This is a genomic window from Candidatus Woesearchaeota archaeon (assembly GCA_021735165.1).
Lineage (GTDB): Archaea > Nanobdellota > Nanobdellia > Woesearchaeales > 21-14-0-10-32-9 > JAIPET01.
The window spans coordinates 40,701-50,189 of the sequence record JAIPHP010000008.1 but is presented as its reverse complement, the minus strand read 5'-3'; the positions used below and the strand labels follow the sequence as shown (position 1 = coordinate 50,189).

Annotated in this window: 13 protein-coding genes; 6 read left to right on the top strand and 7 right to left on the bottom strand. The window is 31.0% G+C overall.

Annotation, left to right across the window (positions count from 1 at the left end):
* Window positions 1-527: hypothetical protein (locus K9L97_03065; protein MCF7871992.1), on the top strand; the 527-nt coding region annotated here is incomplete at its 5' end.
* 233 nt (window positions 528-760) lie between these two features.
* Here the strand turns inward: K9L97_03065 and K9L97_03060 are convergent.
* The 3 genes from K9L97_03060 to K9L97_03050 all read right to left on the bottom strand — a co-directional run bounded on the left by K9L97_03060 (window position 761) and on the right by K9L97_03050 (window position 3,325).
* Window positions 761-1,825 carry a hypothetical protein gene (locus K9L97_03060; protein ID MCF7871991.1) on the bottom strand — a complete coding sequence of 355 codons (1,065 nt, stop codon included), beginning with the start codon at window positions 1,823-1,825 and terminating at the stop codon, window positions 761-763.
* Between the two features lie 130 nt (window positions 1,826-1,955).
* On the bottom strand, window positions 1,956-2,447 hold the full coding sequence (locus K9L97_03055) for a phosphatase PAP2 family protein (GenBank protein MCF7871990.1): 492 nt from the start codon (window positions 2,445-2,447) through the stop codon (window positions 1,956-1,958).
* The gene (locus tag K9L97_03050) at window positions 2,441-3,325 is read right to left on the bottom strand and encodes an RsmB/NOP family class I SAM-dependent RNA methyltransferase (protein MCF7871989.1); all 885 of its coding nucleotides are present in this window, start codon (window positions 3,323-3,325) and stop codon (window positions 2,441-2,443) included. The genes K9L97_03055 and K9L97_03050 overlap by 7 nt, the downstream gene beginning before the upstream one ends.
* Before the next feature lie 249 nt (window positions 3,326-3,574).
* Here K9L97_03050 and K9L97_03045 point away from each other — a divergent pair, with 249 nt between their 5' ends.
* Window positions 3,575-4,570, top strand: a complete 996-nt coding sequence (locus K9L97_03045; protein ID MCF7871988.1) for a hypothetical protein — start codon at window positions 3,575-3,577, stop codon at window positions 4,568-4,570.
* 5 nt (window positions 4,571-4,575) lie between these two features.
* Window positions 4,576-4,776, top strand: a complete 201-nt coding sequence (locus K9L97_03040; protein MCF7871987.1) for a hypothetical protein — start codon at window positions 4,576-4,578, stop codon at window positions 4,774-4,776.
* Here K9L97_03040 and K9L97_03035 read toward each other — a convergent pair.
* A complete protein-coding gene (locus tag K9L97_03035; GenBank protein MCF7871986.1) occupies window positions 4,773-5,834 on the bottom strand; it encodes an NFACT family protein in 1,062 nt (353 codons plus the stop codon). The two genes, K9L97_03040 and K9L97_03035, sit on opposite strands and share 4 nt — an antisense overlap.
* A 213-nt stretch (window positions 5,835-6,047) precedes the next feature.
* Here K9L97_03035 and K9L97_03030 point away from each other — a divergent pair, with 213 nt between their 5' ends.
* The 3 genes from K9L97_03030 to radB are packed head-to-tail and all read left to right on the top strand — an operon-like array spanning window position 6,048 to window position 7,578.
* On the top strand, window positions 6,048-6,437 hold the full coding sequence (locus K9L97_03030; protein MCF7871985.1) for a hypothetical protein: 390 nt from the start codon (window positions 6,048-6,050) through the stop codon (window positions 6,435-6,437).
* Between the two features lie 20 nt (window positions 6,438-6,457).
* Window positions 6,458-6,850: a hypothetical protein gene (locus tag K9L97_03025; protein MCF7871984.1), complete on the top strand. Its 393-nt coding sequence runs from the start codon at window positions 6,458-6,460 to the stop codon at window positions 6,848-6,850.
* Between the two features lie 44 nt (window positions 6,851-6,894).
* Window positions 6,895-7,578 (top strand): DNA repair and recombination protein RadB, encoded by a 684-nt coding sequence (radB, locus tag K9L97_03020; GenBank protein MCF7871983.1) that lies wholly within the window; start codon window positions 6,895-6,897, stop codon window positions 7,576-7,578.
* Between the two features lie 22 nt (window positions 7,579-7,600).
* Here radB and K9L97_03015 read toward each other — a convergent pair whose 3' ends face one another.
* The 3 genes from K9L97_03015 to thpR form a co-directional block, all read right to left on the bottom strand.
* Window positions 7,601-8,149, bottom strand: coding sequence for a hypothetical protein (locus K9L97_03015; GenBank protein ID MCF7871982.1), 549 nt, complete (start codon window positions 8,147-8,149; stop codon window positions 7,601-7,603).
* Window positions 8,150-8,219: 70 nt separating this feature from the next.
* A complete protein-coding gene (gene rpsB, locus K9L97_03010; protein ID MCF7871981.1) occupies window positions 8,220-8,816 on the bottom strand; it encodes a 30S ribosomal protein S2 in 597 nt (198 codons plus the stop codon).
* Window positions 8,817-8,952: 136 nt separating this feature from the next.
* Entirely contained in the window at window positions 8,953-9,474 is a 522-nt protein-coding gene (gene thpR, locus K9L97_03005) for an RNA 2',3'-cyclic phosphodiesterase (GenBank protein MCF7871980.1), read from the bottom strand.
* Window positions 9,475-9,489: the final 15 nt, after the last annotated feature.

Here is a 9,489-nt window from a genome sequence, read left to right as displayed (position 1 = left end):
CACTATTCATAATCACAAGCGACATCAACCAACACTACGGAACACCAGCACACGAAATCGAAATTCAAGAAAGAGACACAGTACTAACAGACTTAAAAAAAGTTCTAAACCTTGAAGGTACACCCCTAGAAGAATGGAAACGAGTTAATTATTCTGGACCACACAAGGTTGACGATATAAATGATAATGATTTGAAAGATAGGATATTGGAAGAATATGGTGGCTATAACTATGCTGACATATACTTTGGCAATCATGATGGTAATAGTCAATCCGTTGACAGTTTATATAGATTGAAACGTGCAGATATTTCTTTTGGTTCATACTCAACACCCGGTAACAAAGTTTCTGAGATATTTGCAGGAATACTTAATTGTAGAGACCCACCAACAATAAGTCTTGGTGTGGGGGATTATTTTCTTGCAACAGACATTGCCGGATACAACAATACGCAGTTAACAGAAGCCTGTTGGGGCATGACACAACAAAAACTGTTATTACCGCAAGGGTACCCCTTAGGAAGATAAAGAAAACATTCTTGTTTTCATTCTTCCTCTTCTTCAGGTTCGTGATAACCAAATATTTTAACGTTATCTTTATCAAACCAGTAATCTGTTTTGCCGTATTTTTCCATTTTGCAGCAAGCTGTGCTTTTGCCTTCCCAATGGGGCATTAATTCTCTTGGCGTATATTGAGAAGCAACCCAAAACGGAGAATTACACAAATTATTATTAAAATAGTCTGTGCTTGCTAGCCAAGACTACTTATTAAACCAACTACGATTTACCAAATCAGGATCATCTAAAAAACTAAACTTGCAAACAAAACTAGGCGCAACTCCACACTCATCCCTTTCCCTACACTCCCACAAATTATCAACATCATTATAAAACGCACTCATACCCACAGGACAACACACACCAACTTGACTACTATCATCCAACAACTCCCCGTTATCATCTCTTAGATTGAATTCGTCGTATAAACCGTAGCTGCAATAAAAATGCTGAGGCAAATCATCCGCATCATTTGGTCCTTGACAACTTTCATTAATCTGCCCAACAACACCAGTACTACAACCACTCGTATCAAAAGGGCTGCCAGTACATAGCTGAGGACTAGTACCATAAATTCCAGTTCCTGGATAAATATCAGACCCATAACAGTCAGGATCAGCACAATCAACAAACCCATCACCGTCATTATCTGTTCCATCCCAACAAAGCTCAGGAGTCGTGCAACACAAACTATATTTAAAACTATGACCACCAGGATAAGGATACTTATCATCACCAGGATTACCACTCGTCGTATCAGAAGTGCTGCCAACATGCCCATTCACAGGATTACTAACAGCTAACAATTCTTCCTCATAACCAAGACAAGCACTAACATTTCTCACAGTGCAGCTCAAAGCACCAACATCAACCTCTTCCAAACCTCCACCATTATCATTATAGTTTTTGCCTTGACTGTAATTCCGAACGTGGCCGGTTTTAGCAACAAAAAAATCCACAGAATTCAAACCATAAACCTCTGCGGCATCTCTGCCTTGAGAAGAGCAGCACAAATAAAAACCATGACCAGGAGCCTGATTAAAATGACCAGAAAGCTGCAAATCCCAACTAACATCAAAACCCTCCAAACAAGAAACACCACGCTCCAACAAATTATGAACATAACAATCCATAACACCACTACTACGACCAAGCAAACCCAAACTCAAATCAATTTCCTCCTGAGAAACCTGAGCACTAACACTTAAAAACATTAAAACTAAGAATAACAAGAAACCAAACAACAAAACTATCCGTCTCCCCCTCATGAATTAATTGTAAAAACAGACATTTATATAATTTATCTTTTTAAGGCTTCATCCTAAAAATTGAATTTGAAAAGACTAATAATGCGGATTTTAAAATATAATAATTCGTGAAAAAGATCATATAAAAGAATCAGAACAGAAATAAATTTAAGAAATGAGTTGTTATTATTCCGAGAATTATTCCTAGTATGCAATCAACAACGTTGTGCCTGTTAAGTATTATTCTGGATGCCGATATTATTAGAATATATATTGCTGCATAAATGTAGAATTCTGTAAATGAATTTAGAAATATTGTGTATGCTATTATTGTTGTTCTTGTTACGTGTCCTGATATGAATTGTCTTTTTTTTATTTTTTCAAAGAATTCGTGAATTTTACTTTTGTTTGTTATTCCAAACTTTTTTATGAATGTTGTTTCAAAAGATTTTTGATTGCGGCTTTCTTTTTTGAAAAACATTCTTAGTGTTGCTATTATTATTGTTGAAGCTATAAAAGATAAAATCATTAGTATTGTGTGGTTTAAAGATATTATGTTTATGTAAGTTGCATATGCTATTATCAGAATAAATATGGGTGTTGATGCTGTCAAGCTTATTATTCTAAAGGGCAGTTTTAGCATTTTTTTAGTTTGGCTATGAAAAAACCTTGTGTTTTTGTTTTTTCAGGCCATAATCTTTTTGTTTTTTTTATTTCTTCACTTAATGATTTTCCGAAAGGATTTATTATTCCCGGTTCTCCTATTTCTTTGTTTATGGTTTGTAGTTTCATATCTGGATATTTTTTTATAAACCAATCTATAACTATTTCGTTTTCTTCTGGTTCTAAGGAGCAAGTACTATATACTAAACAACCTTCTTTTTTTAGAACTTTGTATGCGGAGTCTAAGAGTTCTTTTTGTATCCATGATCTGTTTATGAAATCTTTTATTTTTCGTTTTGTGAAGAATTCTTTTTCTATGCAGTAATTTCCTGAACAAGGAGCATCTAAGAGTATTTTGTCAAATAGTATTTTATTTTTTTTTATTTGTCTTCCATCTAACGTTTTTATTATTGTGTTTGTTATTGATAGTCTTTCTAGGTTGTTTTTTAGTTTTTGTGTTCTTTTACCATCTATGTCTAAAGCAATTATTGTTCCTTTGTTGTTCATTAATTGTGCTATTTGTGTTGTTTTTGAACCTGGGCTTGCTGCCATATCAAGTATTATTTCGTTTGGTTTAGGGTCTAGTATTTCAGGAGGTATTTGACTTGCTGTTTCTTGTATATATATTAATCCTTGAAGATATTCATTTGTAGATACTAAAGGTATTTTTGTTTTATATTCATATCCGTGCTTTAAATAAGATATTTTTTTTAGTTTTATTTCTTTTTTTTCTAATCTTTTTATTAATTCATTTTCTGTTGTTTTTATTGTGTTTATTCTTATTGTGTCTTTTATTTTTAGGTTTATTTTTTTTATTTCGTGTCCTAGTTCTTTATATCTTTCAAGTAATTCATTCATATATTTGTTTTATTTGTTTACTTTATGAATTTTTCCATAATATGATGAAAGCAACAAACAACAAAGAAATATTTTCATAATTATTTTGTTTATATACAAAAATTTAATACTTTACAATAATACACTACTTTAAAGTGACCACCACCATTTTAGTTTTTATTTGAATTTGTTGATAAAAATTTGATTTAGTCCGCAATTTTTTTAAATAAGTAAACACACATTGTTTTAATTAACGTGCGAGGTGTTAATATGAAAAATGTTTTTGGTGTATTTATTTTGTTGATTTTTTTGGTTTCACTAGGTTCTTTTGGTTTGGCTCAGGAAGAAAATGGTACTTATGTTCCTGTTGACGATGAAACTGTTTTAGATGAAAACTCTATAAATCTTGAGTCTTTAGAAGATGAAACGGTTAGCGAAGTCAAAGCATTTTCTGTGCCTTTGGGTGCTAAAATTAGGTTGATGCAATTAGAAAGAAGTATTTTAAAAAATGCTGTTCGTACAAGAATTGTTGTTGATTATGTTTATAACAGCGGTAAGGATGTTTCTGAATTAGAAAGCATTCTTTCTGAAATGGAGAGTGTTTTAGAAGAAACTTCAGCTCTTAGCGAGGAGGATTCAGTTGAAAATAGTGTTGAGAGTTATGTTGCTTTGAAAAAGCAAGGTTTGGATTTGACGCAGGAATTTAGGTTGAAGACTAAAGAGTATTTAACTCCCGAGGATGTTTCATCTTTAAAAGAATCTTTAGATTCTGCTGATTATTCTGTTTTGGATACTTTAAAGGAAGAAACTAGAACTGTTGCCAGAGAATATAATGCTCGTAAATTTGAAAATATTATGGGTGAGATGAATAAGGAAGATCAAGGAATCGGTATGAAAATTAGATCTGGAGAGCTCGGTCCTCAAGAAGTTAGAGAAAAAGTTAGAACTGAATTTAAAGACGCTTCTAATGATGTACAAAAGAAAATTGTTCAAAGAGTAAGAGAAGAAGGCAAATCTGTCGGTATTGAGAATGCCAAGAGTGTTTTGCAGGCTAATGCCGGGAGAATCAGTCTTATTAGATCTGAAGTTAGAGAGAGAGTTAGAGATAAACTTGAGAATTCTGAATTTAAGGAAGCTATTCAAGCCAGAATTTTAAATAATAGTGCAAGAATTGCTTTAAAAGAAAATATTGAGAATGGACGATTAGGAATTGTTGGTGGTGGCCAAATTCCTGATGATGCCAATAACGGCGAGAGAAGGAGGTAATTAATATGAAATATTTATCAATTTTAGTTGTGGTTTTGTTACTAACATTTTTTGTTGTTGGTTGCTCTAATTCAGAAGTTGATTCGCAAACGGGTGGCTCTGTATCTGGTGCAGGCGATGATGTTTCTCCTGCAGAAGATGGTGGCGTTGTTGAGGATGAAATTATTAATCCTGACGAGAATGTTAATATAGGAGATGTAATTTAGAGCTTTATTGTTATTTTTTTATCTTTCTTATCTATTTTTTTTATTTTTTCGTTTTCTTTTAGTGATTCTGTATTTTTTTCTTTGAATGTTTTTTTGGCTTCATCTAATATTTGTTTGATCTCTTGGTATTTTTCGTATATTTTTTCTGCTTTTTGTTGATTTTCTTGTATTTCTTTTTTTAATTCTATCATTCTTTGTTCTTGTTGTTCTATTACTTTTTTTACTTTTATTATTTTTTTGTCTTCTTTTGGTTTTTCTTTTTCGATGTTTTGTGTGTTTTGTATTGCCTTGCTAAGTGTGTTTGTTTTTTTTAGATTTGGTATTGTTGTCATGTGTATTGAGTATGCTTCTTTTTCATCATGTTCAGGTTCTAAATCTTGCTTAAATATTGATTGTATGTTTTGTATTAGATTTTCTTTTTGTTCTTGTTTTAAATCTTGAAAATTTAAATTTTTTTGCAGATTTGCTCTTTTAGTTATCTCATCCGCATATTTTCCTCCAAAACCTAGTTTTGTTGCTAAGGTTTTTGCTATTTCTGTTTTTGATGTGTTTAATATTTCTAGTATTTCTTGTTTGGTAGAGGTTTTTGTGTTTATTTTCAAGGGAGGGTATTGAAATTTTTCTTTGGGCTCGATTTTTCTATCTTTAAAATTTTTTGTTTCAAGCGAGTTTTTTATTATTCCTCCTTCCACTAAAATTATGTTTCCTGGCCTAAATAGTTCTATTATTAGAATTTGTTTTTGATCCCTATATTTTAAGTATATTTCGAGTATTCTTTCAAATCCGTGTTGTTTTATTTCTTCAATTGTGCTTTTTTGTATGTGTTTTCTTAAATATTCACAGAAATGGAGTGGTTTTTGAGGAGATTCTTTTCTATCGTTTGTTATGAAAATTTGGTTAGGAAGATTTATTTTTAGTTCTTTTTTTCCGGTTTTAGTATTTATTTTGAATAGAAATTCTTGTTTGTTCCATTGATATATTTTTTCTATTCTTCCTCCTATTAGTGTTTGTAGTTCTTTTGTTAAAAAATGTAAATCTAACCCTGATATTTCTGTCATTTTATTATTAGAAAGTTGTTTTTTTTATAATTTATGTTATTTTGTTGTTTGGCAAATTTGTTTTTTTGGATTACAAAGAGTCTTTATCTAAATATTTGATGTTTTAATGTTTTGAGCACATCATTTTATATTTTGATTCAAGATTATGAGGATTGTTAAGTTTATTTTTTATTTAAATAATATTTATATATTAGTTTGGGTGTTTTGTTGTTTATGGGTGATGTTTTAGTTAAAGATTCTACGTTTTATGTGTTATTATTAGCTTTGCTTTTTTTGAGTGCTGTTTGCGCTCTTGTTGTGGTTCCTATTCTTGTCTTATTTAATTGGTGGGGTTATTTGGTTTTAGGTATTTTAGGAGTCTCTACAGGTTTCTTAGTTAATAATTTTGTTATGGGTCTTGATGATTTTTCTCACCATCACCATGGTGGTGTTTGGTTTGTTATGATTTTTGGTAGTTTGCTTAATTTTTTTGTGCTTTATTATTTGTTGCCTGTTGACGTTTCTTCTCATTCATTTAGTGCGGGGTCTTTGTTTGCTTTTTGTTTTTTGTTGCCTAATTTTTTGGGCCACATCGTTGCAAAATATGAAAAAATTAATAAATAGTTTTTGATGTTGTTATTTTTATGAACATTATTGAATGGACTGAGGCATTTATTAAGTATAAAGATACTGCTTTTAGAAGAATTGATTCTTTGAATGTTGAGAATGATGGTGTTTTGGTTCATAATAAGGATGGTAGTTCTGTTAAGTGGGTTTGTTCTGGGTATCTTAATGATTTAAATATTGATTCTCTTGATAATCAGAGAATTGTTTGCTACAATATGTTAAAGAATGTAGATTGGGTTTTGGAAAATTGGGATAATTTGAAAGATTCTAGGGTTGTTTTTTACTTTGTTAATGTGGACAAAAGTGAGAGTTGGGCTTTAAATCCTAAAAATCATCATTTAGTAAGCGAGAAGGGTTCTTTAAAGCAGGGATTGTATTCTTTGTTTGAGTCTATTGGAAAAGTTCGGTAATTTAATGGAAAACAATTTATATGTGGTTGTTTTTTCTTCGTTTTATGATTGAAACTAAGATAAGTTCTGGCTCTGAAGTAATTGATTGGTTGCTTGAGGGCGGTTTTGAAAAAGATGTTGTTACTACAGTTTTTGGTCCTCCAGGTTCTGGCAAAAGCAATCTTTGTATGATTTGTTTAGCTAGGAATCGTGATAATAAGATTATTTACATTGATACCGAGGGCAGTTTTAGTGTTTCTAGATTAAAACAATTAACTGATGATTATGAATCTGTTTTAAAAAAGCTAATCGTTTTGAAGCCTACTGATTTTGAGGATCAAAAGACTTGTTTTGATAAGTTGAAAAAGATTGTTAATGATAAAATTGGTTTAATTATAGTTGATAGTATTGCTATGTTGTATCGTTTGGAGATTGGTAAGACAAAGGATGTTTTTAATGTTAATAGGAGTTTAGGCGTTCAGTTGGCTGATTTGGTTCATATTTCTAGGAAGTTTGATATTCCCATTCTTGTTACTAATCAGGTTTATAGTGATTTTGAGGATAAGAATAAGATTAATATGGTTGGCGGGGACATTTTAAAGTATGCTAGTAAGTGTTTAATTGAGCTTCAGAGTTTAAATGGTGTTAAAACAGCTATTTTGAGAAAGCACAGGTCTTTGCCTGAAGGTAAATCTGTTAAATTTAGGATAGTTGATAGTGGTTTGGAAGAAGTAGAGGAAGCCTCTTAACTAAAAAAAAGAAATGATTTTATTATTTTTTCTTGAATGCGATTAGATAAGATTTTTCATCCAATTTATCTTTTGTAACGGCGAAACCACCCATAATTTCCTTTGCATTTTTTATTTCAATAGAGTTAGAGTTTTTGGGGGTTAGCAGATAAGTAAAACTTAAATTTTCCAACATAGCGAAATTTTCTAAGATATTCAGAGGATATACTTGCGGAGTCACCGTTTCTCCAATAAAAATTGTTCCTGTATTATTTAATACTCTTAACATTTCATCCAAAAAAAGATATTTGCGTTTTGAAGATATATTTGGATCTCCTAAAACGTTGTGTGCGTGGACTTCATTCATTGAATTGGATTTTATAGATAGTTTTTTTCCATCAGACCAAATCAAGTGTGAGTGCTTCTTGATTTCGAGAGGTAAGTTTTTATAATAGCATCTTCCTGTTTGACTTTGCCAACTTTTTATGTCTGCACAGAAGTATCTATTATTTTCATTGAATTTTGGACCTTGATGATGTCCTGGAATAGAAAATCCGCAACCGACATACAATATTTTTTTTGAATTGTTCATTTTGCATTTAAAATAACCCGTAAGACTTTACGTCCTACTTAGTGTCGGGTTCTATGACGTAACAATAGTTTTATTCTTCTGTGAAATCATCTACTGTGTATTTGAATTCTGTTTCTTTCATCAGTCCTGTTTTTGTTGCGTATAGTTTTGCTAGTAAATAAAATAGGAGTCCTAATGATTTTTTTCCTTTATTATTGCAAGGAACCACCAAATCTAAATTGTTTGTTTGATTGTTTGTATCACATATCGCTATTACAGGTATTCCTATTTTTAGTGCGTCTTCTACTGCGTTTTTGTCTGGCCATGCGTCAACAACAAGTATTATTTTTGCTTCTATAAAATTTTTTAGCGATGGATTAGTTAGTACGCCTGGAGGGTATCTTCCTGCAAAATATTGTACTCCTGTTATTTCAGCGAATTTTTTTACGGATTTCCAACCATTTTCTCTTCTGCAAACAATTAATATTTCTTCTGGCTTGAATTGCGATAGCAGATTTCCCGCAAGTTTTATTCTGTGGTCTGTTTGCTGTATATTTAGAACTGATAATCCATCAGGTCTTGTTTTGTATATGAAATTTTCCATATGTTTTGTTCTGAATTTTGTTCCTATGTGTATTCCTGATTTTAAATATTCATCATTTGATATTAGTAATTCTTCTTCTGCCATTTTATTTTATCCTCATTGTAGTATTATCAGAATGTAATACCACGCTTTTTTTTGCCTCGCGCGTATTGTGAACCTATAACGGATCAGCTTCGGCTTTATGTAAGAGAAAGCTATTTTTATTTATAAATGTGCTGTTTTATGAAGCATTTATTGTGTCTATCACTCTGTGTATTGGTCCTAGAGGTGTTAGTTCTGAGCTGTATATTCTTATTTTGTTTACACACATTTTTAGTTTTTTGGTTTTGAATTTTTCTATTGTTTTGAATATTTTTTTTCTTTGTGTGCTATTTGTGTGTTTTATTCTGGCGTATGTTATGTGTGGTTTGTATTCTTGTTGTTTTTTGAATTTTTTTGCGATTTTTTCTTGCATCATTATTAGTTCTTGTTTTTTTTCTACACCAAACCAAAGAGTTTTTATGTGGCTTCTGTTTGGAAAAAATCCGAATTTGGAAAGTTCTAATTCAAACGATTTGAATTTTAATTCTTTTAGTGTTTTGATTGTTTCATTCGGATTTTTTTCTCCTAAAAAAAGAAGAGTTAAATGTAAATTTTCTGCGTTTACTGTTTTTATCCCTTGGATTTCTGAGATTTCTGTGTTTATTTTTGATAAGAATTGTTTAGTTTCATTCGTTAAGTCTATTGCTATAAATAGTCGCATATTTTATTTTTAGAA

Bases quoted from the DNA above. Each gene is read 5' to 3' on its own strand.
- K9L97_03045 (MCF7871988.1), top strand. From the start codon at position 3,575: ATGAAAAATGTTTTTGGTGTATTTATTTTGTTGATTTTTTTGGTTTCA.
- thpR (MCF7871980.1), bottom strand. From the start codon at position 9,474: ATGCGACTATTTATAGCAATAGACTTAACGAATGAAACTAAACAATTC.
- K9L97_03030 (MCF7871985.1), top strand. From the start codon at position 6,048: ATGGGTGATGTTTTAGTTAAAGATTCTACGTTTTATGTGTTATTATTA.
- K9L97_03050 (MCF7871989.1), bottom strand. From the start codon at position 3,325: ATGAATGAATTACTTGAAAGATATAAAGAACTAGGACACGAAATAAAA.
- K9L97_03055 (MCF7871990.1), bottom strand. From the start codon at position 2,447: ATGCTAAAACTGCCCTTTAGAATAATAAGCTTGACAGCATCAACACCC.
- K9L97_03025 (MCF7871984.1), top strand. From the start codon at position 6,458: ATGAACATTATTGAATGGACTGAGGCATTTATTAAGTATAAAGATACT.
- K9L97_03060 (MCF7871991.1), bottom strand. From the start codon at position 1,825: ATGAGGGGGAGACGGATAGTTTTGTTGTTTGGTTTCTTGTTATTCTTA.
- rpsB (MCF7871981.1), bottom strand. From the start codon at position 8,816: ATGGCAGAAGAAGAATTACTAATATCAAATGATGAATATTTAAAATCA.
- K9L97_03040 (MCF7871987.1), top strand. From the start codon at position 4,576: ATGAAATATTTATCAATTTTAGTTGTGGTTTTGTTACTAACATTTTTT.
- K9L97_03035 (MCF7871986.1), bottom strand. From the start codon at position 5,834: ATGACAGAAATATCAGGGTTAGATTTACATTTTTTAACAAAAGAACTA.
- radB (MCF7871983.1), top strand. From the start codon at position 6,895: ATGATTGAAACTAAGATAAGTTCTGGCTCTGAAGTAATTGATTGGTTG.
- K9L97_03015 (MCF7871982.1), bottom strand. From the start codon at position 8,149: ATGAACAATTCAAAAAAAATATTGTATGTCGGTTGCGGATTTTCTATT.